Annotated in this window: 24 protein-coding genes; 12 read left to right on the top strand and 12 right to left on the bottom strand. The window is 71.6% G+C overall.

The window, feature by feature from the left end:
- Positions 1-47: 47 nt before the first annotated feature.
- Positions 48-884, top strand: coding sequence for a D-alanyl-D-alanine carboxypeptidase family protein (locus ACFKCF_RS33110; RefSeq protein WP_394499207.1), 837 nt, complete (start codon positions 48-50; stop codon positions 882-884).
- On the opposite strand, the gene ACFKCF_RS33105 is transcribed toward ACFKCF_RS33110, so the two are convergent.
- The 7 genes from ACFKCF_RS33105 to ACFKCF_RS33075 form a co-directional block, all read right to left on the bottom strand.
- Positions 846-1619 (bottom strand): ATP-binding cassette domain-containing protein, encoded by a 774-nt coding sequence (locus ACFKCF_RS33105; protein ID WP_394499206.1) that lies wholly within the window; start codon positions 1617-1619, stop codon positions 846-848. The genes ACFKCF_RS33110 and ACFKCF_RS33105 overlap by 39 nt on opposite strands.
- A complete protein-coding gene (locus ACFKCF_RS33100; RefSeq protein WP_394499205.1) occupies positions 1616-2593 on the bottom strand; it encodes an ABC transporter ATP-binding protein in 978 nt (325 codons plus the stop codon). The genes ACFKCF_RS33105 and ACFKCF_RS33100 overlap by 4 nt, the downstream gene beginning before the upstream one ends.
- Positions 2590-4317: an ABC transporter permease subunit gene (locus ACFKCF_RS33095; protein WP_394499204.1), complete on the bottom strand. Its 1728-nt coding sequence runs from the start codon at positions 4315-4317 to the stop codon at positions 2590-2592. The genes ACFKCF_RS33100 and ACFKCF_RS33095 overlap by 4 nt, the downstream gene beginning before the upstream one ends.
- A gap of 239 nt (positions 4318-4556) precedes the next feature.
- Positions 4557-5999, bottom strand: coding sequence for an ABC transporter substrate-binding protein (locus tag ACFKCF_RS33090; RefSeq protein WP_394499203.1), 1443 nt, complete (start codon positions 5997-5999; stop codon positions 4557-4559).
- A gap of 96 nt (positions 6000-6095) precedes the next feature.
- On the bottom strand, positions 6096-6755 hold the full coding sequence (locus ACFKCF_RS33085) for an MBL fold metallo-hydrolase (protein WP_394499202.1): 660 nt from the start codon (positions 6753-6755) through the stop codon (positions 6096-6098).
- Between the two features lie 151 nt (positions 6756-6906).
- Entirely contained in the window at positions 6907-7422 is a 516-nt protein-coding gene (locus tag ACFKCF_RS33080; RefSeq protein WP_394499201.1) for a hypothetical protein, read from the bottom strand.
- A gap of 52 nt (positions 7423-7474) precedes the next feature.
- Positions 7475-7654: a hypothetical protein gene (locus ACFKCF_RS33075; protein ID WP_394499200.1), complete on the bottom strand. Its 180-nt coding sequence runs from the start codon at positions 7652-7654 to the stop codon at positions 7475-7477.
- 72 nt (positions 7655-7726) lie between these two features.
- On the opposite strand from ACFKCF_RS33075, the gene ACFKCF_RS33070 reads away from it, so the two are divergent.
- Positions 7727-8779, top strand: coding sequence for a LacI family DNA-binding transcriptional regulator (locus tag ACFKCF_RS33070; protein ID WP_394499199.1), 1053 nt, complete (start codon positions 7727-7729; stop codon positions 8777-8779).
- Positions 8780-8788: 9 nt separating this feature from the next.
- On the opposite strand, the gene ACFKCF_RS33065 is transcribed toward ACFKCF_RS33070, so the two are convergent.
- Positions 8789-9163 (bottom strand): DUF4267 domain-containing protein, encoded by a 375-nt coding sequence (locus ACFKCF_RS33065; protein WP_394499198.1) that lies wholly within the window; start codon positions 9161-9163, stop codon positions 8789-8791.
- 184 nt (positions 9164-9347) lie between these two features.
- Here ACFKCF_RS33065 and ACFKCF_RS33060 point away from each other — a divergent pair, with 184 nt between their 5' ends.
- Positions 9348-9623: a hypothetical protein gene (locus ACFKCF_RS33060; protein WP_394499197.1), complete on the top strand. Its 276-nt coding sequence runs from the start codon at positions 9348-9350 to the stop codon at positions 9621-9623.
- A 64-nt stretch (positions 9624-9687) separates the two neighbouring features.
- Here the strand turns inward: ACFKCF_RS33060 and ACFKCF_RS33055 are convergent, their stop codons facing one another.
- The 4 genes from ACFKCF_RS33055 to ACFKCF_RS33040 form a co-directional block, all read right to left on the bottom strand.
- The gene (locus ACFKCF_RS33055; protein ID WP_394499196.1) at positions 9688-11091 is read right to left on the bottom strand and encodes an MmgE/PrpD family protein; all 1404 of its coding nucleotides are present in this window, start codon (positions 11089-11091) and stop codon (positions 9688-9690) included.
- A gap of 13 nt (positions 11092-11104) precedes the next feature.
- Positions 11105-11899 (bottom strand): cyclase family protein, encoded by a 795-nt coding sequence (locus tag ACFKCF_RS33050; RefSeq protein ID WP_394499195.1) that lies wholly within the window; start codon positions 11897-11899, stop codon positions 11105-11107.
- A gap of 75 nt (positions 11900-11974) precedes the next feature.
- Positions 11975-12787, bottom strand: a complete 813-nt coding sequence (locus ACFKCF_RS33045) for a TrmH family RNA methyltransferase (RefSeq protein ID WP_394499194.1) — start codon at positions 12785-12787, stop codon at positions 11975-11977.
- Positions 12780-13598 carry a DUF4184 family protein gene (locus ACFKCF_RS33040; RefSeq protein ID WP_394499193.1) on the bottom strand — a complete coding sequence of 273 codons (819 nt, stop codon included), beginning with the start codon at positions 13596-13598 and terminating at the stop codon, positions 12780-12782. Before ACFKCF_RS33040 ends, ACFKCF_RS33045 begins: the two co-directional genes overlap by 8 nt.
- A gap of 225 nt (positions 13599-13823) precedes the next feature.
- Between ACFKCF_RS33040 and ACFKCF_RS33035 the strand changes: the two genes are divergently transcribed.
- From ACFKCF_RS33035 to ACFKCF_RS32995, 9 genes are all read left to right on the top strand, one after another.
- Positions 13824-14354 carry a hypothetical protein gene (locus ACFKCF_RS33035; protein ID WP_394499192.1) on the top strand — a complete coding sequence of 177 codons (531 nt, stop codon included), beginning with the start codon at positions 13824-13826 and terminating at the stop codon, positions 14352-14354.
- A gap of 303 nt (positions 14355-14657) precedes the next feature.
- Positions 14658-16316 (top strand): substrate-binding domain-containing protein, encoded by a 1659-nt coding sequence (locus tag ACFKCF_RS33030; RefSeq protein ID WP_394499191.1) that lies wholly within the window; start codon positions 14658-14660, stop codon positions 16314-16316.
- 118 nt (positions 16317-16434) lie between these two features.
- Positions 16435-17973, top strand: coding sequence for a hypothetical protein (locus tag ACFKCF_RS33025; protein ID WP_394499190.1), 1539 nt, complete (start codon positions 16435-16437; stop codon positions 17971-17973).
- Positions 17974-18259: 286 nt separating this feature from the next.
- A complete protein-coding gene (locus ACFKCF_RS33020) occupies positions 18260-18622 on the top strand; it encodes a hypothetical protein (RefSeq protein WP_364248025.1) in 363 nt (120 codons plus the stop codon).
- On the top strand, positions 18619-19749 hold the full coding sequence (locus ACFKCF_RS33015) for a GNAT family N-acetyltransferase (RefSeq protein WP_394499189.1): 1131 nt from the start codon (positions 18619-18621) through the stop codon (positions 19747-19749). The genes ACFKCF_RS33020 and ACFKCF_RS33015 overlap by 4 nt, the downstream gene beginning before the upstream one ends.
- A gap of 141 nt (positions 19750-19890) precedes the next feature.
- Positions 19891-20724 (top strand): glycosyltransferase family 2 protein, encoded by an 834-nt coding sequence (locus tag ACFKCF_RS33010; protein WP_192787349.1) that lies wholly within the window; start codon positions 19891-19893, stop codon positions 20722-20724.
- A gap of 11 nt (positions 20725-20735) precedes the next feature.
- Entirely contained in the window at positions 20736-21677 is a 942-nt protein-coding gene (locus ACFKCF_RS33005) for a glycosyltransferase family 2 protein (protein ID WP_394499188.1), read from the top strand.
- Positions 21674-22477, top strand: coding sequence for a polysaccharide deacetylase family protein (locus ACFKCF_RS33000; protein WP_394499187.1), 804 nt, complete (start codon positions 21674-21676; stop codon positions 22475-22477). The genes ACFKCF_RS33005 and ACFKCF_RS33000 overlap by 4 nt, the downstream gene beginning before the upstream one ends.
- A complete protein-coding gene (locus ACFKCF_RS32995) occupies positions 22470-23786 on the top strand; it encodes a lipopolysaccharide biosynthesis protein (protein WP_394499186.1) in 1317 nt (438 codons plus the stop codon). Before ACFKCF_RS33000 ends, ACFKCF_RS32995 begins: the two co-directional genes overlap by 8 nt.
- Positions 23787-23817: the final 31 nt, after the last annotated feature.

Raw genomic sequence — 23817 nt, 5'->3', positions numbered from 1 at the left:
GCGTAGTTAGGCAAACGAACCCTTGATCTCCTGCCAACATGATTGCCATGCGTATTGGGGGTTTCATTGGCTCCGCCGTACTCGCGCTGGTTGTGGGGGTCGCCTCCCCGGCCACGGCGGCGGACGCGCCGGAGGTCGCGGCCAAGTCGGCGTACGTGGTCGACTCAGCGGGAACGATCCACTTCGGCAAGCGCGAGACTCGACGGGTGCCCGTGGCCAGCCTGGTCAAGGTCATGACGGCGTACGTCGTGCTGCGCGAGGCCCGGCTGAGCGACACGATCACGATCACGGCGACCGACGTCAAGCACGCGACCAGCAACGGCGCGACCACGGCGGCGCTGAAGAAGGGCGAGCGGCTCACGGTCAGGGACCTGCTCTACGGTCTCATGCTGCCGTCGGGGGCCGACGCGGCCAACGCCCTGGCGCGGCGCTACGGCCCGGGCAAGACGGCGTTCGTCGCCAAGATGAACCGCACCGCCAGCGCCCTCGGGCTGTCCGACACCCGCTACACCAACCCCGACGGCCTGCCCACCCCCGGCAACGGCGGCTACTCGACGGCCGTCGACCAGGTCAAGCTGGCGGAGCGGGCGCTGGACGACAGCACCTTCGCGGCCGTGACGGGCACCAAGGTGCACAAGGTGGCCAAGACCGCGCTGCACCGGGCGCACACCTGGCGCAACTCGAACAAGCTGCTCTCGCGTGCCGACGGCGTGCTCGGCGTGAAGACCGGCTACACGCGCGCCGCCGGCTACTGCCTGCTCTTCGCCGGCGAGCGGGGCGGCAAGCGCGTGATCGGCGTGCTGCTCGGCGACCAGAACGAACGCCGCTTCGAGACGGCCGAGCGGCTACTGGACTACGCGGGCGAGCAGATCGCCGGCGGCTAGCAGCTCCCGGGTGTACGGGTCGGCGGGGGCGGCCCACACCTGACCGGCCGGACCGGTCTCGACGATCCGGCCGTGGCGCAGCACCGCCACGCGATGCGCCACGTGCCGGACCAGGGCCAGGTCGTGACCGATGAACAGCTGGCCCAGCCCCAGCTCGTCGCGCAGCTCGGTGAGCAGATTGACGATCCCGGCGCGCACGGACGGGTCCAGCGCGGACACGGGCTCGTCCAGCACGAGCAGCCTGGGCTCGCAGGCGAGGGCGCGGGCGATGCCGACGCGCTGGCACTGCCCGCCGGACAGCTCGTACGGCCTGCGCCCGGCGAGCGAGGGATCCAGGCGGACGAGGTCGAGGAGCTCGCGCACCCGGGCGGGGCCGGTCAGCGGGTCCCAGCGGCCCTGGACGCGCAGCGGCTCCGCGATCGCGTCGTGCGCCCGCAGGCGCGGGCTGAGCGAGCCGTACGGGTCCTGGAAGACCGGCTGCAGAGCGGGCCGCAGCGGGCGCAGGGCCCGCTCGTCGAGCGCGGTCAGCTCGCGGCCCTCGAAGCGCACCGACCCCGCCTCGGGCCTGCGCAGCATGAGGACGGCGGCGGCGATGCTCGACTTGCCCGACCCCGACCCGCCGACCAGCGCGAGCGTCTCGCCGGCGGCCAGGGTGAACGAGACGCGGTCCACCGCCAGAACCTTCGCGGGGTAGCGCACGGTGAGATCGCGCACCTCCAGCAGGGGTGTCGTCATGCGGGCTCCTGGTAGAGATCGGTGGCCTGACCGGGCAGTTCGCCGAGCCGGTGGCAGGCGACCAGCCTGTTCTCCCCGGCTGCCCGCGGCTCTGGCTCCCGCTCGCGGCAGACGTCGAGGGCGGCCGGGCAGCGGGGGGCGAAGGCGCACCCGGGCGGCAGCGCTCCTGGCGCGGGCGGCGCACCGGCGATCGCGGGCAGCGGCCGTCCCGTCACCTCGCGCGGCGGGAGGGAGGCGACGAGGCCGCCGGTGTAGGGGGCGCGCGGCCCGCGCAGCACCGCGCCGGCCGGGCCCGACTCGGCGAGCCGTCCCGCGTACATGACCAGGACGCGGTCCGCGTACGCGGCCGCCGCCCCCAGGTCGTGCGTGACCAGCAGCACGGCCGGCCGCGCCCCCTCGCGCGGCTCCGTCAGCAGGTCGAGGATCCTGACCTGGACGACGGGGTCCAGCGCAGTGGCCGGTTCGTCGGCGACGATGAGGGCGGGGTCGTTGACGGTGGCCATGGCGATCACCGCCCGCTGGCGCATCCCGCCGGAGAACTCGTGGGGGTAGGCGCGGGCCCGCCGTGCGGCGTCGGGGATGCCGACCCGGTCCAGCGCGGCCACCGCGCGCTCCCATGCCTGCTTGCGGCCCAGCCGCCGCACGGCGCGGGCGAGCTGGTCCCCGACCGGGTGCACGGGGCTGAGCACCGACAGGGCGTCCTGCGGCACGAAGGCGATCCGCCAGCCGCGTACCTGCCGGTAGACGTGCTCGGGCGCGCCGGACAGCTCCCGCCCGTCCAGGCGCACGCTGCCGGACATGCGCGCGCCGGGCGGCAGCAGCCCGAGCACGGCCCGGGCGGTCAGCGACTTGCCCGCGCCGGACTCGCCGACGACGGCGAGCGTCTCGCCCTCGGCCACGTCGAACGAGAGCCCCCGTACGACCTCCGTGCCCGCCACGCCGACCCGCAGATCCCGTACGCGCAGCAGCGTCATGCGGCACCCCCGGTCCGGCGGCCCGCCGTGGAGAGAGAGACCGCCAGGGCGGCCAGCAGCAGGAGCATTCCCGCGGGGACCAGGGCCGCCCATGGCGCGCGCTCCACGTACGGCAGCGACTCGGCCAGCGTCAGGCCCCACTCGGGGGCGGGCGGCCGGGCCCCCAGGCCGAGGAAGCCGAGGGAGGCCATGGCCAGCGCGATCCCCGGCAGCCGCAGCACCGCGTGCCTGGCGACCGGCCCCGCGACCGCGGGCAGGACGTGGCGGGTCAGGATCCAGGCGGGCGAGGAGCCGATGGCGCGCTGCGCGGTCAGGTGGGCCGCGGCGCGTACCTCCGAGACGAGGGCCGCGGCGTGGGCGGCGAGCGCGGGCCACGAGACGAGGGCGACCGCGACGGACGCGCCCAGCGTGCCGGGCCCGAGCACCGCCGCGACCAGGATCCCGGCGATCACCGGCGGCACGGCGTTGGCCACCTCGGCCGCTCCGGAGGCCAGTCCGGGCAGGAGTCCGAGGGTCAGGGCGATGACGTACGAGCCCGCGCAGACCAGCGCGGAGACCCCGAGCGTGGCCGCGGCGCCGTGGCCCACCCTGGCCAGCACGTCCCGGCCCAGCGCGTCGGCGCCCAGCGGGTGATCCCAGCTCGGCCCCGCCAGCCGCGCGGCCACGTCCACGGCCAGCGGGTCGAGCAGCAACCCCCAGCCGACGGTGATCACCAGCACGGCCCCGCACACGCCGGGAACCGGCCCGCCCAGCCGCCGCTCGCTGTTGCCCTGGCCGCCGATGACCGGTGCGGGCAGCGAGAGGGCGGCGTCACGGAGGCCGGGCCCGAGCATCCAGTGCCGGACGGCGCTCGCCAGGATCCCGGCGAGCACACCCAGCAGGACCAGCGCGAGCACCGCGGCCTGGAGCAGCGGAAGGTCCTGCGCCTCCGCGGCGCCCAGTGCGGTGCGGCCGATGCCGGGCACCGCGAACACCGTCTCGACGGCCACCGCCCCTCCCGCCAGCCCCACGGCGACCAGCCCGAGCTGGGGCACCAACGCGGGCAGCGCACGGCGCAGCACCGCCCGCGCGATGGCGCCGGGACCACAGCCCGCCGAACGCCACAGCCCCACCCACGGCTCGGCGAAGGCCGCAGGCAGCGTGTCGTCCACCAACCGACCCAGGACGCCGCCTGCCGGGATGCCCAGGGCCAGCGCGGGCAGCACCAGGTGCCGCGGCTCCTGCCAGCCGTAGGGCGGCAGCCAGCCCAGCCACACCGACAGCGTCACCAGCAGCACCGTCGCGATGAGGAATTCGGGCAAGGCGCCCAGCACCGCCGCCACCGCGCCCGTGCCGCGCCCCCGCAGGGTGCCCCGCGCGCCGCGCACCAGGGTGGGTGCGCACAGGGCGCACGTCAGTGCCAGCGTCACCGCCAGCGCGGCGGCCATCAACGTCAGCGAGACGCCGAGACCGGACAGCACCGAGGGCAGCACCGCGCCGCCGTCCGCCCACGAGCGGCCGAGGTCGCCGCGCAGGACGCCGCCCAGCCACCCGCCGAGCAGCGGCAGCGGGCCGCCGTCCAGGCCCAGCTCGCGGCGGATGGCCTCCAGCGCCTCGGCCGTCGGCTCCTGCTCGGCCGACCGGGCCCGCAACAGCGACAGAGCGGCATCACGGCCGGACAACCAGGGCAACAACCCGACCACGCCGATGATCGCAACGAGCGCGACGCTCCGCGAGAACAGCACCCCGCCACCCCTCGCCGCAGCCTTCGAGGGCGCCCTGCGGAGCCGCGTCGCAGCGGCCCGCGAGAACACCCCCCGGACGCTCATCGCCGCAGCCCGCGGGAACAACCCCCGGACGCTCATCGCAGCGGCACGCGAGAACAACCCGCGGACGCTCATCGCAGCGGCACGCGGGAACAGCCCGCGGAAGCGCGTCGTCCTGGCCCGCGAGGGCGGCCCGTCGGCGCGCCTTGGGAGCCGGGTCATCTGAGGCGGGTCTCCGCCGTGATCAGGACGCGCTCGCGCGGGTCCTTGGCCGAGTCCAGCACCGTGGTGGCATCGCCCTGGATCACGCGCTCGTGCAGCATCGGAATGGCGGCGTCGGTACGCAGGATCGCCGCCTCGGCCGCAAGGGTGGCCGCGTGCCTGGCGGGCCCGGCGTCCGCCGCAGCGGCCTCGCGCACCGCCCGGTCCACGTCCTCGTCACACAGGCGGGCCAGGTTGAAGGAGCCGTCGCAGGTGAAGTCGGCCTGCAGGTACGCCACCGGATCCCCCGAGTCGAGCACGGTCGCCCGGGAAAGGATGAACGCGTCGAACTTCCCGGCCAGCGCGTCCTCCTCGATGTGCGCGTACTCCCGTACCACCAGCTCGACCCCGAACCCCGCGGCCTGGAGCTGCTGCTGCAGCACGGAGGCGACCTCGGGCAGCTCCGCCCGGTCGGAGTAGGTGGCCAGGGTGATCGCCACGCCCTTCGCGCTCGCGGGGGCCGTACGCTCCCCCAGGGTCCTGCGGCCCTCGGCGGCCCACGGGAGGGCGGGCCCCAGCAGGCCCGAGGCCACGTCGGCACGCCCCTCGTACACCCCCCGTACGAGCTGTCCCGCGTCGATGGACGCGCGCGCGGCGGCACGCAGGCCGGGGTTCTTGAACGGCCCCTTGGCGGTGTTCAGGTACAGGGTGTTGGTGCGCGGCATCGGCACCTCGCTGATCGTCTCCTTCGCCAGCAGCGCGGCCTGCGAGACCGGCACCGCCTCCGCGATGTGCGCCTCGCCGCTGCGGATGGCGGCCGCGCGGGCGGCGCCGTCCGGGACGAAGGAGACGTCGATGCCCGGCGCCTTGGCCTTCGTGCCCCAGTAGCCGTCGTAGCGGTCGAGGGTGGCGGTGGTGGTGCCGTTCACCTTGACCAGCTTGAACGGGCCGCTCCCGGTGCCGGCCGGATCGACCCTGCCGTCGGTGCCGTACGCGCGCTCGGCCAGGATCGCCAGTTGCGGCGAGGACAGTCGGTGCGGGACCAGCGGGTCGGGCACGCGGGTGGTCACGACGACCTTGCCGCCCTCGGCCCTGGCGGTCAGCTCGACGCCGTCGAGGATGCGCGGCTTGGGCGTGGCCCGGGTGGCGCGGGTCAGCGCGTTGGCGGCGACCTGGGCGGTCAACCGGCTGCCGTCGTGGAAGGTCACGCCGTCGCGGACGGTGAACTCCCAGGTCCGTTCGGAGGTACGGGTCCACGCGGTGGCGAGGGCGGGGCGCGCGTCGCCTCTCGCGTCCAGGTTGACCAGGGTCTCAGCGGTGGACCAGCGGGAGAGCTTGAACGCGTCGTCGCTGAAGGGCGACAGGCCGGAACGCGGAGGCTGGAGCATCGCCACCTTGATCCGGCCCGTGCTCTGCCCGCCCGCCGGGGCGGAGCACGCGGACAGGGAGAGGACTGTCATGAGGGCAAGCCAGAAGCTGCGATGTTGCACGAATTGTCCCAAATTCAGGGGGAATGAGCGGGACGAGACATTAGCATATGATAACCGTTTCCATATTCACACTCGATAGGCGCACCCCTCGACGCCCCACTCCCCGAACGGCAACCGCTCACCCCGGTCGATCGCCCGGATGGAAGGGCGGCCGATATGGGCGAACACCAGCCGCCCCACCCGGCGATCGCATGCCTCCCGGGCGACCTGGAGCACGCTCGCGTGCCCGCCCACGCCCCCGGCGAAGCGGATCGGCCGGTCCCACCCTGCGGCGTCGGCGAACATCAGGTCCGCACCGGCCGCCCAGCCCGGAAAGACCCAGAACTCCGGCGCCCAGACGACCTGCGCCCCGGCCGTCCTGATCAGGTAGCCGTAGGTGGGGTGAGAGGTGTGGCTGACCGGCAGCGGCACGATCTCCACGCCCGCGGCCTCGAAGGCCGCCACCGCGGCGGTCACGCCGAGCGCCCGCGCCGTACGGCGGATCTGGGGCATCAACTCGGCCCGCTCATCGCAGACCAGCCAGCCGTCGAGCCGCTCACCGGGCGCGGCGTCGCCACCGCCGTCGAGGAGGACGCGGTGCCCACGCCAGCCGACCAGCAGCCCGGCGGGGCGGTAGCGCGGGGAGTTCATCGCCCCGACCCCCACCAACCGCGACCACACGACCGTCACCCCCGGTCCCGGTCCCTCCCGGCCCACCACCGAGACCGCCCCGGAGGCGACCGCCACACATCCCCTACCCGCGGTGCTCAGGTGACGCCCCGGCGCGCCCTAAGGACCAGCCATCCCCCAGCCGCTCTCCAGGAGCCGGCCATTTCCCAGCCGCCCTCCAAGAGCCGGCCATGCCCCCGGCCGCCCTCCGAAGGCCGAACCGGCGGGCTCAGCCGAAGGTGATCTGGCCGCTGCCGGGCAGCGCGCTCATCCCCCGGGTCGCGCAGCCGAGGACGGCCGCCGCCGGCGAGAGGCCGCCCCGGACCCGCTCCCCCTTGAGCGCGCCGACGGCGACGGTGCCGGTGAGCAGGGCGTCGGCCGGGCGCTGGGTGGCGAGCCGGTCGGCCTTGATGCGCAGCCTCGAGATGCCGACGGGGCGGCCGTCCCCGCCGAACCAGGTGATGAGCGCACCCCCGCGCACCTGGCGGGCGCTGGTGCAGGAGGCCTCCGCAGTGGCCTTGACGGCGACCCAGCCGGAGCGCAGGGACGTGGCCGAGCCGTCGGGCGAGGTGCAGCCGGTGAGCTGGAGGTTGCCCCGGGCGGCGACTCGCCGCGGCGTGAGGCCGACCTGCGGCGTGAAGGCCAGCGGCCGCTCGGACGGCGTGGCGACGGCGCAGGTCAAGGCCGGGCCCGGGAGGCCCTCCTGGGCCGAGGTGACGATCGCGATGATCCAGTCCAGGTACATGAGCCTTCCCCGTGGGCCGCTGTACGTAATCGACCCCTCACATTGTGCTGCATCACGCCGTACGGCATGCCGGATCCAGCCGATCCGCGGTCCACCTGAGCGAGTGCGCCACCCGTACGCGCACCCTGGTCCTCGTGCGGTGCGGCCGCCGGGGCGCGCCCGGCAGGGCTTCGCCCAGCGACTCCTGGTAGCCCATCGCGGTCTGGTGAGCGAGTACTTGCATGGCGTCCATACACCCTCCTTAATCAATTAAGACCTTAATCGATTAAGACAGGTTCGGCAAGCTCTTCGGTACGGTGGGACGATGGCCAGGGTGACACTGCAGACGATCGCCGACCGGCTGGGCGTGTCCCGGGCCACCGTGTCCTACGCGTTCTCCCGGCCCGACCAGCTCAGCGACGGGCTGCGCCGCAGGATCATGGAGGTCGCCGACGAGCTCGGCTACGCGGGGCCCAACCCGACGGCGCGATCGCTGCGGCTGGGGCGGGCGGGGGCGCTCGGGCTGCTGTTCAGCGAGACGCTGGCGTACGCGTTCGCCGACCCGTACGCGATCGGGTTCTTCCAGGGGCTGGCGACGGCGGCCGAGGACGCGGGGGTGGGGCTGCTCATCCTGCCGCTGCCGCACGGCGACCGCCGGAGCGAGACGGTCAGGGACGCGGTGGTCGACGCGTTCTGCGTGATGTCGCTGCCCGACGGGCATCCGGCGCTGGCGGAGGTGCTGGCCAGAAAGCTGCCCGTCGTCGTGGTGGACGAGCCGTACGTGCCGGGGCACCCGTTCGTGGGGACCGACGAGCCGGCGGCCGGGGCGGCGGCGGCTCGGCATGTGCTCGAGCTGGGCCACCGGCGGATCGGAGTCGCCATGGTCGGGCTGCACGACGACGGCTACACCGGCTGGGCGTCCCGGGAACGCCAGGAGGGCGCGGTGTTCGAGGCCATGCGGCGGCGGTGCGGCGGCTACCGGCAGGCGTGCGAGGAGGCCGGGATCGACTGGTCAGGAGTGCCGTTCTACGAGGTGGCGCGCAACTCCCGCGAGGCCGGCAAGAAGGCGGGGCACGCGCTGCTGGGGCGGGACCCGCGCCCCACGGCGATCCTCACCAACACGGACGTGCTGGCGCTGGGGGTCCTCGACGCCGCCGCCGACCTGGGACTGGAGGTGCCCGGGGAGCTGTCGGTGGTGGGGTTCTCCGACAGCGCGGCCGAGGAGGCGGGGCTCACCACGATCCGGCAGGCCAAGCAGGAGATGGGAGCGGCGGCAGGGCGGCTGCTGCTGTCGGGGGCCGCGGCGGAGCCGGAGCGGCTGGTGTTCCCGCACGAGCTGATCGTCCGCGCCTCGACCGCTCCCCCGGCGCACGCCTGACGAACCGGGTCACGCCAGGAGGAGCAGCACGCCCGCCGCGGCGCTGACCAGGGCGGTGCCGCCGTGCACGCCCCACGAGAGGCTGGGGTGGCCGCCACGCCTGGCCACGATGAGCGCGTCGCCGACGGGGATGATGCTCATGACCAGGATGACCCATCCCAGCGCGTGCGCGTCCCCCACGGCGACCAGGACGAAGAGGGCCAGGGCGGTGGCGAGGTCACGGACGGCCTTCACGGAGAAGTACGCCCCCGCGTCCATGCCCGAGGCCGAGCCCGGCACTCCGTACGCCTTGGCGGCAGCCTCCGGGACGAGGAAGAAACGCAGGCTGACCACCACGAGGGCGACGCCGACCAGGGCTGCGATCACATATGCGGTGGTGACCATTGTGTGCACTCCAAATGAGAGTCATCGGTAGAAGTGCTAGCAACGCTAGCCTAGCGATGACTCAATGTCTAGCGGCGCTAGCAAACGGGTGCTCGGCCGGGTCCGGCCCGGCCGCGGGAATCGGTTACCGACCGCGGGTCACGTAGGTAAGGTTTCCCTCACACCCCTCCCGAAGGACAGCTCTATGGCGGAATTCATCGAGGTCCGAGCGACGGTCGAGGGCCACGAGAGGGCGGCCGCCCTGGCGCACGGCATCTTCAGCGCGGGCCTGGCGGCCTCGATCGACATCGCCGAAGTGCCGTCCCCACACCACGGCACGACCGTCTGGGAGCTCACGCTCATCACGACGGGCGGGCAGGTCCCCACGCTCGAACGGCGCATCAGGGAGACCGACGACGGCTGCTCCGTCACCAGCCGGCCGGTCACGCCCGACGCCGACGGCTACCCCGACTGGCTCTGAGCGTCGACCGCGCCAGGAAGGCCGCCCCACCCCGCCGGCGCCCAGCCGCGCCTGACGTTCGACTTCACTCGGCGACGGTCAGGCGGAGCAGCGGCGCGACCGAAGGCGCCGAGGGAAGGTTCGCGACCGCCGTCAGGAGAGCGTCCACCCTGTCCGGCGGCAGCGCCCGTCCCGCGTTGGCGCGGAACTTGACCCCCAGCTCATCCGCCGTCAACGGATGCTCAGGCCCGCCCCGGGAGGAGTCCACGCGGTGCTCCAGCGTCGAGCCGTCACGCAGCCGTACCCGCATCACCGCCGCGAACGCGCGCGGGAAGATCTCCGACGCCCGCTCGTCGGCCACGCAGCGCACCCGCTTGGCCAGCTCCAGCCGCTCCGGGGACAGGGCGGCGAAGTCGTCCAGGGACAGGCCGAGCCCGCCGCCGCCGTGCAGCGCCGCCGCCACCGTGTAGGGGCCTGAGAACTTCGCGTGGTACGGCGACCTCGGGGCGATCTTCTCCTCCCTGGGCTCCGCGATCGTGCGCAGCACCGGGGCGGGCACCCCCAGCTCGATGTCCTCGACGTCGTCCGGGGACAGGCCGCCGGCCCGCAGCGCCAGGGCGCAGTCGATGGCCGGGTGGGTGAAATGGTTCGTCGGGTAGGGCTTGTAGACCGTACGCAGCAGCTCCCACCGATCGCCCAGGCCGGACAGCAGCGCAGAGTCGTCGTACCGGCCGTCGAGCCACGCCTGGAAGAACCCGAACCGGCCCTCCAGCACGGTCGGCGGCCCGGTCACGCCCTCCAGGGCGAGCACCGCGGCCGAGACGCCGGCGTGCGCGGCCCAGCCGCAGTGGACCCGCTTGATCGTCCCGCCCGTGCGGTTGGCCTCGATCACGCCCGCGCCCATGCTGGCCGCAACGCCCACCGCGTGCGCGATGCCGTCCGCCGTCAGGTCGAACAGCAGCCCCGCCGCGACCGCGGCGCCCAGCGTGCCGCAGATGGACGTCGCGTGCTGCCCCTTCTCGAAGAAGAGCGAATTGCGCGCCTCAGGCAGGTAGGAGGCCATCCCGAGGCGGTTGCACACCTCGACGCCCGCCGCGATCGCCGCGGCCAGCGCCGCCCCGCTCGCCCCGGTCGCCTCGGCGACGGCCAGCGCGGCGGGCACCACGGAAGCGCTCGGGTGCAGCACCGACGGCAGGTGCGTGTCGTCGTAGTCGAGCGCGTGCGCCAGCGTGCCGTTGACCAGCGCCGCCGCCGGGGCGGGAAGCCGGTCGCCGCTGCCGATCGCGCTCGCCTCCTCGACACCGCCCCACCGGCGTACGGCGCGCAGCACGGCCGGCCCGGCGTCGCCCTCCGGCTCGGCATAGGCGGCGACGCAGTTGCCCAGCACGTCGAGCACCCGTCCGGTCACGTCGTCGCGCACCGGGTCGGGAACGCCCTTGTCGCGGCAGGCGGCGGCGAACTCGGCCAGCCGCTGGACATGGGTTGTCATGGTCCCTCCCAGGTCAGTCGATCACGGCGAGCGGACGGACGGGGGCGCCCGTGGCGCCGACGACCGGCAGCGGGTTGAGCACCAGGAGGAACTCCCGGGCCCCCGAGTCCAGCAGCTCGGACAGCCGCATGGTCTCCACGATGTTGATGCCCGACTCCACCAGCATGATCCGGTGCACGGGCAGCGTGGCGTGCCCGCGACCGGGCGCGATGCGCTCGAAGGCGATGGTCTCGCCGCCCACCACGCGCGGCCGGCGCTCGGCCAGCCAGCGCCCCGCCTCGGCGCCCGGCCCGGGGACGCCGTCCCGCTGACCGACGAACTCCTCCGCCGACGACCAGAGCCGCGACCAGCCGGTGCCGATGAGCACGGCGTCACCGGCGCGGATCTCCAGGTCGCCGGCGGCCCGCGACAGGTCGTCGGGGGTGATCTCGTAGCCGGCCGGCAGCGTGTCCACGCCGTGCACGGCGGCCACGTCGAGCAGCACGCACCGGCCCACGTACGGCTCGAACGTGTCGATGCCCAGCGCGCCGAACCCCTCGTGCGACATCACCTCCGAGGCGGGCCGCCCGCCGTACAGGAGCCCCTCCTGCGAGACGTGCGCGAGCGCGTCGACGTGCGTGCCGACGTGGCCGCCCGTGACGATGATCTCGTTGGCGGCGGAGCCGCCGTCTGATCTGACCATGTCGCCGTGCCTGCGTTCGAGCGCCATCCGGAACGGGGGATGGTTCGGTGACTGCGGCATGCCTTTGCGCATCGGCTGCGCGAGATCCAGGACACGCGCTCCTTCCAGCGCCTTCCACAAGGACATCTCGGGCGGCTCTCCTTTGTTCCGATCATGAAAACGGCGTCTCGACAGTACACAAGACGGACAAAACCGGCTCGATCAGCCCGCAGACCGCATCAACCCATGACACGCGATGGCCGCGGCGGCCACCACGTTGAGCGAGTCGACGCCGGCCCCCATCGCCGACCGGCTCATCGGGATGCACACCGCCCGGTCGGCCTCGTGCAGCCAGTGGGAGGAGAGCCCGTCGCCCTCGGCGCCGAGCAGCAACGCGACCCGGTCCGCCAGCTCGACGGTGTCCATCGGCGTGGCCCCCTGGTCCGGGGTCAGGGCCAGGGTCTGGAAGCCCGCCTCCCTCAGCTGCGCCAGCCCGCCGAACCAGTCGTCCATCCGCGCGTACGGGATCGAGAACACCGCCCCCATCGACACCTTCACCGCGCGCCGGTACAGCGGGTCCGCGCACCGGGGCGACAGCACGACCCCGTCCACCCCCAGGGCGGCGGCGCTGCGGAAGATGGCGCCGATGTTGGAGTGGTCGACCAGGTCCTCCAGCACGAGCAGCCGCCGGGCGCCGCCCTTGAGCAGGCTCTCGACGGCGGGGAGCGGGAGGCGTTCCATCGAGGCGAGGGCGCCGCGGTGCACCTGGAAGCCCGCGATGCCCGACATGATCTCGTCGCTCACCACATAGACGGTCGCCTCGCCCAGGGCGTCCTCGAGCGAGGCCAGCCAGCGGCGCGTCGTCAGGACCGAGCGGATCGGGTAGCCGGCGCCGATGGCCCGCCTGATCACCTTCTCCCCCTCGGCCAGGAACAGGCCGCGCGACGCCTCCAGGCTCTTGCGCAGCTCCACGTCCCGAAGCCGGGTGTAGTCGGACAGGCGGGGGTCGTCGACGTCGGTTACGTACTCAAGCACCTTCCGATACTGCCATGCGCCGCCTGACCTGCCAGACCGTCGCATAGCAGGTGAGCACCAGGCACAGGCCGATCACCGTGCCGGCGCCCGTCTTGGTGATCACGCTGGGCAGGCCCAGGTGCGGGACGGGCTCGTCCACGAGGGGCCAGAGGAACGCTCCAGCAACCGTGCCGATCGAGCCCAGCGCCATGACGGCCACACGCACGCGCGGGCTGATCCGCAGGCGTTCCGGTACGGGAGCCGCGGCCATCCGGGACAGACCCCGCCAGGCCCACCAGACCACGACGGCCAGGCCGATCACGGACGAGACGTACTGCAGCAGCCGGAAGAGCCTGATCACGCCCATGACCGAGACCGCCAGCCAGCCGCCCCACTCCACCGGGCCGGTGGAGTGGGTGAAGGAGTCCCACAGGACGTGGCTGGCCGCGCCGATCACGCCCCCGACGACCATGGGGAGCAGGCGCAGCCGGGACGGCGCGAGGAGCGCGGCGCGGCCGGCCAGCGAGGGCGGGAGCAGCGAGATCAGCGGGTCCCTGAAGACGGCGTGGAAGAGCGGCAGCAGCACCAGCACGGCGGCCAGGTCGATGGTGACGACGCCGAGCCAGGAGTGCCAGTTGCCGTAGTCGGGCAGGAACGGCAGGAAGATCGGCAGATCGGGCACCATCGCCCCCAACGCCAACGCCCAAGGGTCGGCGAACCTGCGTACGCGCTGTGACGAAATCAGCGGCACCATCGCGGCCATATGACTGGGCGTGAACGGCAACCGGCCCTCCCTCGGCGATCCGGGCAACCTTCGCGACCTGGCGATCACCGCTCATTATGCGGGCAAGCTTGACCATTCTTTGCCCGGGCGAAACTACGCTACGGTCTGTAACGGGTACGGTACGTATCGCTGTCGACGGCCGGATAGCCGGGAGTGCGGGGGGTCATGGTGCCTGACCAGCGGATTCATGAGCGTCCGGCCGCGTCAGCCGATTGGCTGCGCGCAGCCCGCGCCGCTCGGTCGCTCTCCGTCGCCACCCTGGCCTGGCTGAGCGTGGAAAGCACGCTCGGCCTGGCCGCCGGCTTCGCCGCCCACTCGCTGGCGTTGATCGGCTGGGGCCTGTCGGCCTTCGTGGAGGCGGCGGCCAGCCTGATCGTGGTCTGGCGGTTCACCGGCGCCCGCACGCTCTCGCCGAGCGCCGAGCACACCGCGAGGAAGGCGGTCGCGGTGAGCTTCTGGCTGCTCGCGCCGTACCTCGTCCTGCACGTGGCGTACGACCTGGACGCGGGACACCGGTCCACGCCGAGCGTGCTGGGGATCGTGGTGACGACGTTCAGCCTGATCAGCATGCCGGCGCTGGGGATCGCCAAGCGGCGGCTCGGCGCGCGCCTGGCGTCCGAGGCCACCTCCGGCGAGGGGACGCAGAACCTCATCTGCGCCGCCATGGCGGCGGGGGTGCTGGCGAGCCTGTGGCTCAACACGCTGGGGTGGTGGTGGGTCGATCCGGCCGTGGCGGTGGCGCTGGCAGCGGTCGCCGTACGGGAGGGAAGCCGGGCATGGCGCGGCCATCAGTGCTGCCATTGATCTCCGATGCGCCGATCATGCATATCTCTCATAAACCGTCACGCACATGGCCAACCCCGCTCACAAACGGTAATCACCGCACCAAAAGGGCTGTTTTCCCGCACTCGCCACACCGAGTATCGTTCCCGGAGTATTGCGGAGCATCTCCCGCTAGGGTCTCCGGAAGGTCTCAAGCACACCTAAGAGGACATCGTGGGGCGACACCGCACAGACGAGCTTGATGGCGGATACAGAGCGCACGAACCCCCGGCCCGCAGAAGGTCGAACGGCCGCGGCAGGGTTCTCGTACCGCTGGCCGGTGCCGTGGCGCTGGCCGTGCTCCTCGGTGTCGCCGCTTTCGTGATCTTCAACCGCGACCACGACTGCTCGGGCGGCAAGCTGGCCCTGCGGGTCGTCGCGACGCCCGACATCCAGCCCGCGCTGAACAAGATCGCGGGCAACTACAACAAGGCCATGCACTCGATCGACAGCAAGTGCGTCGAGGTGACGGTGGCCAAGGAGGCCGCGGCCAGGACCGCGAACGCGGTGGCCGCCGGCAAGGCCAAGGCGGACTTCTGGGTGGCGGACTCCAGCCTCCTCATGGAGAGCCTGCGCAACACCCCGGCCGGCCAGGCCCTGCCGCAGATCGAGGGGTCGGTCGCGACCTCGCCCGTGGTGCTGGCGACGGCCAAGTCGTTCGCGTCGAAGCTGAGCGGTGCCCTCCAGCCGAGCTGGGCCGCCATGATCTCGGCGGCGAACGTGGCCAACGTGGACGGGCCGGGCAAGAAGGTCCGCGTCCTCGCCCTCGACCCGCAGAAGAACTCCGCCGGGCTGGCCGCGCTGCTGGCCGCCGCCGGCACGGCGAAGGAGGCCGGGCTGGACAAGGCGCTGGTGGGCGCGATGAAGGAGCTGTCGGGCCAGCTCGCCTCCGACCCCACGGCGCTGCTGGCCAGCCTCACCGTCAAGTCAGGCAGCAGGGTGCCCATCGGCGTCACCTCCGAGCAGGCCATCTACGCCCACAACGCGAAGAAGCCGGAAGCGCCGGTGGTCGCGCTCTATCCCAAGGAAGGCACGCTCAACCTCGACTACCCGGTCACGGTCCTGACCAAGGACGCGGCGGTGCTCAAGGCGGCGGCGGACTTCAAGCAGGACCTCGCCACGGAGTCGGCCAAGAAGGCCCTGCGCGACGCGGGCTTCCGCAGCACGGACGGCAAGGCGGGCGACGCGCTGGCGGCCGACAAGGGCTTCAAGCAGGAGACGCCGACCGCGCTGGAGCCGCCGGACGGCAAGACCGTGGCCAGGATGGTGCAGACCTGGTCCAGGCTCAACCTCGGCAGCCGCCTGCTCACGCTGCTCGACGTCTCGGGCACGATGGCGCTGCCGGTCCCCGGTACGGGCATGACCCGCATGCAGGCCATCAACAAGATCGCCACCGAGGGCCTGGGCCTGTTCCCCGCCGACTCCGAGCTGGGCTTGTGGACGTTCTCCACGCATCTGGACGGACAGGGCAAGGACTGGAAGGAGCTCGTCTCCCTCGGGCCGGTCAGCGAGTCGGTCAACGGCACGCTGCGCAAGGACATGCTGGGCCGGGCGTTCGCCTCGATCCAGGCCAAGCCCACGGGCGACACCGGGCTGAACGACACGATCAAGGCCGCGTACACGCAGCTGACGAAGACGTACCAGGAAGACAAGATCAACACGCTGCTGGTCCTCACGGACGGCGCCGGCAACGACGACCCGGACGGCGGCGTCAAGAACAGCGAGATCATCCAGTTCCTGAAGAAGACCTACAACCCGAAGCGGCCCATCAGCATCCTGCTCATCGCCTTCGGCCCGGAGGCCGAGAAGGGCAAGCAGCAGATGGACGCGCTGGCCAAGGCCGCGGGCGGCGAGGCGTACATCGCCAAGAACGTCCTGCAGGTGCGCGACTTCTTCCTCCAGGGCATGGAACGCCGCCTCTGCATGCCGGGCTGCGACGGCTGAGAGCCGGTGCAGGATCACCCCCATGCCTTATGGGCATAGGGGGCGAACCAGCCGGAAAGGGGATGCGTCCTCTCCGCGTGGGGCTTGAGTGCCCGTTCTACCCGTGGGGAGGGAATTCGTGCCTGGATGGCCGTCCGTCGATCGTGCCGAGGATCATGAGCTGGTCGAGGCTCTGCGGCGCGCGGACACCGACGCTCCCGCCAAGCTGTACGACTGCTACGGCGAGCGGCTGCACGACTATGCCGCCTCCTTCGCCCAGGACCTGGCCGCCGACGCCGTCCACGACGCCCTGGTCACCGCGCAGGGGTGCGTGCACCGGCTGAAGGAGCCGGCCAGGATGCGGGCCTGGCTGTACGCGCTGACCAGGTTCCAGGTGCGGGCCAGGATGGCGCGCCGGACCCCGGTGGACGGCGTGCCGCTGCCCGAGCTGGAGGCCCAGGAGGACCCCGAGCTGGCCGATCTCGTCCACGAGACGCTGGGCGAGCTGGGCAGGAACAAGCGCGAGGTCCTGGAGCTGTCGCTGCGCCACGGGCTGACTCCGGCCGAGGCCGGCGCGGTGCTCGGGCTGACCTCGCGGCAGGCGGCGGGCCGGCTCGCCAGGGCCCGCGACCAGCTGGAGAACGCCGCCGCGGCCGTGGTGCTGGCCAGGACGGGGCGGGCGCACTGCCCCGACCTGTCGGCGATGCTGGACGGGTGCGAGTACCCGCTCACCCCGCTGCTGCGGCGGAGGCTGTCGGGCCACATCAGCGGGTGCGAGGTGTGCACCGAGGGGCGGCACCGGCAGGTCTCGGCGGCCAAGCTCCTGGACCTGGTCCCGCTGGCGTTCCCGCCCATCTCGCTGCGCCGCCGGGTGATCGACACGTGCGTCAACCCGGAGCACGATCAGACCCGGACCCTGATCACCGATCGCGGTGACAGCTTCGACCGGACCGGGTTCCCCACGGCCGTCGAGCACCGCTCGCGGCGGCGCAGGCCGCGCCGCCTGGCGCCGGTGCTGCTGGCGGGCGCGTGCGTGCTGGCCGCGACGGGGGCCATGGTCGTGATCAACGGCCGCGAGGCCTCGACCGGCGCTCCCCTGCGCTCGGCACCCTCGCCCTCCTCCCCCGCCGTCCCGTCCGACCCGGCCGAGGAGAGCCCGACGCCCGATCCCGTGCTGGAAGAGGACGAGCCCACGCCGGCCCACACCCCCACTCCGAGCCGTACTCCCAGCGCTCGCGCCACGCCGGTCGAGCGGCCGAGCGCCCGGCACGCCGCCGGGCCGACGCCCACCCGCCGCAGGCCCGTGCCCCCCGCCAGGCTCCGCACGTCCTGCCCGAAGGCGATCGACGGCGCGGCCAAGATCGGCCTCGGCGCCCGCAACGCCGCGGTCTCGTGGGTGGCGACCGCCTCGCAGGGACTGGACGTGTTCCCGGCGAGCGGATCGATCAAGGCGGGCGGGTCGGTGGCGATCTGGGTCACGATCGTCGACCCGAGCGCCGCCGGCCGCGGCCGCGTCGCGTTCACCTCGAACGGCGGGAGCGCGAGCTGCTCGCTGTCCTGGGACGGCGACGGGCCCGAGACGTCCGACCCGACCGACGAGCCGACGAGCTCCAGCGAACCCACTCCGTCACCCTCCGTAACCGTGTCGACCGAGAATACGGAGACGCTGGAGGGGTAAAACGGACGCCAAGCGCGAGTAGATCAACTTTTCTTGCCCACAAACCCGGATAAATCGGACCCTGGCTCGAAGAACCTCGGTCACATAGGGCATTCTGGTGTGCTTGGGGGTCACGTCCGGGCCGGAGTCACTTGACCGTGTGTTTAACATCACACTAGAAATCTCTGCCTGCCGGTAAACCGGGATGCGCCCTCAAGCGTCGGCATTGACGTGTCCTGGCGCGGATTGGTCCCATGAACTGCGATCAATCGTGCTTTAACCAGCAGAAGCAGGAGAGATAAGGGAGATGCTCAAGCACCGGAGAGCGCTGGCCTGGCTGGTGGCGCTCGCCTGCATAGCGGGGGCGGTCGTCGCGCTGTTCGACATAGAGACACCGCTACGTCCGTTCTTGATCTCTCTGTTCCTTCTGGTCGTCCCAGGGGCGGCAGTGGTGGGACTGTTGCGTGATCGTGACCCCCTTGCCGCACTATCAGTAGGAGCCGCGGCAAGTCTCGTGCTGAACGTGCTCCTCGCCCAGGCCATGCTGCTCTTCGGCGCATGGTCGCCCCGGGCGGGCGTCGCGACGGTCGCCGTGCTCGGAGGGTTCATGTACGTGCTTCGCGTGTTGTACCGGGGGAAGAGCATGCAGACCCAACAGGGGGCCAGGTGAACATCCAGGTAGTTCGGCCCAGAGAGCTCGGAGACTCCGAGCGGGCACGATGGCGGGAGCTGCAGAAGGCCGACCCGAGTCTGGACAACCCGTTCCTGTCAGTCGAGTTCGCCGTGGCGATGGACCGCTTGCGCGATTACGTGAGGGTGGCGGTCATCTCCGACGCGAGCGGCGTCGTGGGGTTCTTCCCGTACGAGCGGCACAGCTTCGGCATCGGCAAGCCGCTCGGCGGCTTCCTCACCACGTGCCACGGCCTGATCGCGGGCCCGGACCTGAAGCTCGACGCCAAGGCCCTGCTGCGGGCCTGCAAGCTCAGCGTGTTCGACTTCGACCACCTGGTGGCGGGGCAGCCCACTTTCGCCCCGTACGAGCAGGATGTCCGGCCTGCGCCGGTCATGGACTTCACCGCCGGGTTCGACGCCTGGATCGAGCAGGTGAAGTCCAACTCCCCGAAGAACCTCAAGACCGTCCGCTACAAGGAGCGCAAGCTCGGCAGGGAGCAGGGCGAGCTGCGCTTCGAGTGGGCCTCGGCCGACCCCGAGGTGCTCCGCACGCTGCTGGCCTGGAAGTCGGACCAGTATCGAAGAACTGGCCGCGTGGACAGGTTCGCCCAGCCGTGGATCGTCGAATTGACGGACATGATGCATGCCGAAAAGTCATCGGACTTCGCGGGCGTCCTGACCATGCTTTATGCCGGGGACGTCCCGGTAGCCGGACATTTCGGCCTCCGCACGGCCACCACGCTTGTAGGGTGGTTCCCCGCCTACGACACCGAGTTCGGCCGCTATTCGCCGGGCATCGTCCATCACCTGCAGATGGCCGAGGCCGCCGCGAACGACGGCCTGCACATGGTGGACATGGGCAAGGGCGGCAAGGAGTACAAAGACTGGCTGAAGAGCGGGGTCCTGTACGTTGCCGAAGGCCGCATCTCGCGACCGTCCGCCGCCGCGGCCGTTCACTGGATGGGCCGAACTCCTTTCAACAAAGCCCGAACAATTGTCATGGACCGGCCGTCTCTTTATAGGGCGGCCGACCGTGTCCTCAAGGGCTTCGGTCGGGTGCGCAGCTCGATGCAGCAGCAGGAGTCACCCAACGGAGTAGTCAAAGAACCAACGGGAGCGCGCTGAGCGCTCCCAAGTCCCGGCAGACACCCTCACAGCACAGGACCCTTCAATGCACCGTTCACCGGCTTCGCCATTCCCGCAGCACCCGGGAGTGGCTCCGACCGGGCCGCAGCAGGGCGGGGTCCCGGAAGGATTTCCCTCGCCATGAGTCCCGAGATAGCCAAGCACAACGGCAAACTGCAAGCTTCGCCCTTGCGGTCCATGCCGCCCCCTTCGAGCTTCACGCCCGTCACGCCGCACCTGGCCATTTCGCCGACGGTCAGCGTCGTCGTGCCGGCGATGAACGAGGCCGAGAACCTGCCGCACGTCTTCGCCACGATCCCCCAGTGGGTCGACGAGATCGTGCTCGTCGACGGCAACTCCGTCGACGACACGGTCGCCGTGGCCAAGCGGCTGCGGCCGAACGTGAAGATCGTCACGCAGACCGGCAAGGGCAAGGGTGACGCCCTGTCCGCCGGCTTCGCCGCGTGCACGAGCGACATCATCGTCATGATCGACGCCGACGGCTCGACCGACGGCCGCGAGATCATCAACTTCGTGGGCGCGCTGGTGACCGGCGCCGACTTCGTCAAGGGCTCGCGCTACGCCTCCGGCGGCGGCAGCGACGACCTGACGCTGAACCGGCGGCTGGGCAACAAGATCCTCACCGGCATGGTCAACGTCATGTACAACACCAAGTACACCGACCTGTGCTACGGCTACAACGCCTTCTGGGCCCGTCACCTCGACGCGCTCAACCTCGACTGCGACGGCTTCGAGGTGGAGACGCTGATGAACGTGCGCGCGGCCAAGGCCGGGTTGAAGGTGCACGAGGTGCCCAGCCACGAGCGCAACCGCATTCACGGCGAGAGCAACCTGCACGCCGTACGAGATGGCTTCCGCGTGCTCAAGACCATCCTGAGGGAGTGGCGTCGCCAGCCCGCTCCCGCTCAGCCTGAGCCGACCGCCACTCCCGCCGCTGACCGAGGCGTCGCTTAAGAAGGAACGCTGTGAACACGTCTGTTGTCATCTGCGTCTACACCGACGAGCGGTGGGAGGACATCAGGCAGGCAATCGAGTCGGTCGAGAACCAGACCCGCCCGGCACACGAGCTGATCCTGGTGGTCGACCACAACACCGACCTGCACCTCAAGCTCAAGCGCGCGTATCCGCAGGCCATTGTGGTGGAGAACACGCATGAGAAGGGGCTGTCGGGAGGCAAGAACACCGGCGTGGCCACGGCCAGCGGTGAGATTGTCGCGTTCCTGGACGACGACGCGGTCGCCGACCCCGGGTGGCTGGAGGCTTTGGAGGAGGGCTTCCAGGAATCCGGTGTGGTGGGCGTCGGAGGGCGCACGGATCCGCTGTGGGCGTCCGAGCGACGCCCGCGGTGGTTCCCGTACGAGTTCGACTGGACGGTGGGGTGCACGTACCGCGGCATGCCCGAGGTACGCGCGCCGATCCGCAACGTCATGGGCGGCAACGCCGCGTTCCTGCGCGACGTCGTGTCCGAGGTGGGCGGGTTCCACAGCGGCATCGGGCGCAGCGTGCAGGGGCGCAAGTCGCGTCCGCTGGGGTGCGAGGAGACGGAGTTCTGCATCCGGCTGAGCCAGCGCAAGCCCGGCTCGGTCATGCTGTTCGAGCCGCGTGCCGTGATCGGGCACAAGGTGTCGAAGCAGCGCGAGCGGTTCGCCTACTTCAGATCCAGGTGTTATGCCGAGGGCCTGTCGAAGGCCCTGGTGACGAAGGAGGTCGGCACCCAGGACGGGCTGGCCAGCGAGCGGGCGCACGCGCTCAAGACGCTGCCGCTCGGCGCGCTGCGCGGGGTCGGTGAGGCCGTCCGCGGCGACGTGGGCGGGCTCGGCCGGGCCGCCGCGATCGTGATCGGGCTGGCCTGGACGACCTGGGGTTACGTGGTGGGCTCCGTACGGCTGAAGGCGGCACGATCATGACCCGGATCCCGATCCTGATGTACCACTCGGTCACCGACACGCCCAACGACGAGACCAAGCCGCACTCCGTGCGGCCCTCGGACCTGGCCGAGCAGCTCGCGTACCTGTCGGAGAGCGGCTTCACGCCGCTCACCCTGGCCGACCTCGTGGCCTCCCTCAACCAGAACAACGGCCGCTCGATGCCGGACAAGCCGATCGTGGTGACCTTCGACGACGGCTACGCCGACTTCCACAGCCACGCCCTGCCCCTGCTCGAGCGCTACAGCTTCCCGGCCACGGTCTTCCTGACCAGCGGCTGGGTGTCCGACGCGGGCAGGGACGCGGCGGGCCGGCCCCTGGACGACATGCTGTCCTGGGGCCAGGCCCGCGAGATCGCCCAGACGGGCATCGAGATCGGCGGCCACAGCCACAGCCACCCGCAGCTCGACCAGCTGCGCATCGAGGACCTGCGGCAGGAGCTGCGCAAGAACAAGGGCCTGCTGGAGGAGAAGATCGGCGCGCCGGTCGCCACCATGGCCTACCCCTACGGCTACTCCAGCGCCCGGGTCCGCCGCGAAGTGCGCAAAGCCGGCTACTTCGCCGCCTGCGCCGTGAGCAACACGATCGCCGCCGACCGGCACGACATGCTCGCCATCCCCCGGCTGACGGTCGGCAAGCACACGACCATCAGCATGTTCAAGCGCGCCGTCGAAGGCACCGCCGTACCCCTCATCTATCTGCGCGAACGCATCCTCACCAAGGGGTACGCGGTCGTGCGCAGGACGAGGTACGGGCTGCAGCGGGTGCGCGGAAATGTCTAGCGTCTGGGGGAAGATCCTCCACGACCTCCGTAACCCGCTGTTCCGCCAGGGCTACGCGCTGATGGCGAACACCGTGGTCACCGGCGTGCTCGGCATGGGCTACTGGCTGCTGGCCGCCCGCCTCTACTCCCCGGAGGAGTTCGGCCGCGGGCAGGCGGTGATCACGGCGATGCGGCTGTTCGCGTCGCTGACGGCGCTGGGGTTCGTGGGCGCGCTGGCCCGCTTCCTGCCGGTCGCCGGGCGCCGCACCCCCGAGCTGGCCCTGCGCGGGTACGGCCTGGCCGCCGCCACGGGCGGGGTCGCGGCGCTCGGCTTCCTGCTGACGCTGCCGATGTGGGGCAAGACGTACTCGGTGCTGAGCGGCTTCTGGCCCGGGCTGTTCTTCCTGGCGTCCGTGCTGGTGTGGGCCGTCTTCACGCTCCAGGACGTGGTGCTGACCGGGCTGCGGCGGGCCACGTTCGTGCCCCTGAACAACCTGATCTTCGGCATCGTCAAGATGGGGCTGCTGGTCGCCTTGGCCGGCGCGCTCCCGTCGGGCGGGATCTTCGTCTCGTGGGTCATCCCGACCGCTCTCGCGCTGATCCCCGTCAACTGGCTGATCTTCGCCGTCGTGGTGCCCAGGCACGTGGAGAAGAGCGACGCCGAGCAGCAGCCTCCTCGGCTGCGTGAAATTGGAAGGTTCCTAGCTGGGGACTTCCCCGGGACGCTGTCCATCCTCGGCATCGTCTACCTGGTGCCCGTGGTGATCGCCACGCAGGTGGGCGAGGCCACGTTCGGCCGTTTCTCGATGGCGCACACGCTCGCGAGCATGATCGAGCTGCTGGCCATGAACATGGCGGTGTCGCTGACCGTCGAGGGCTCTTTCGACCGTGCCAAACTGGCCGAGAACTGCCGGCGGGCGCTGCGGCGGGCCTTCATGATCGTCACCCCGATCATCGCGGTGGCGATCCTGGCGGCGCCGCTGATCCTGACCGTCTTCGGCTCGGACTTCGCGGCCGAGGGCACGACGCTGCTGCGGCTGATGTCGCTGGCCGTGCTGCCGCGGGTGCTGATCGAGGTCTACCTGAGCGCGCTGCGGGCGCAGAGCCGGGCCCGCACGCTGGCGACCGTGCAGATCGGGCTGGCCGTGCTCGTGCTCGTGTCCACCGTCGTGCTGTTCCCGTACGCCGGCGTGAACGCGGTGGGGTACGGGTTGCTCTTCAGCGAGCTTCTCGTGGCAGTTTTGATCTTCGGCAATCTACGTAAAATTCTCAAGTTCGGCGAAACCCGTACGCCGGTTGTCACCCAGGGGTCGTCCGGGGCCGCATGATGGTCAACGTGAAGCAACGGGACGGCGATGG

It is taken from the genome of Nonomuraea sp. JJY05, from assembly GCF_043496855.1.
Taxonomy (GTDB): Bacteria; Actinomycetota; Actinomycetes; order Streptosporangiales; family Streptosporangiaceae; genus Nonomuraea.
The sequence above is the reverse complement of the archived record's forward strand: the minus strand, read 5'-3'. Positions and strand labels throughout refer to the sequence as shown.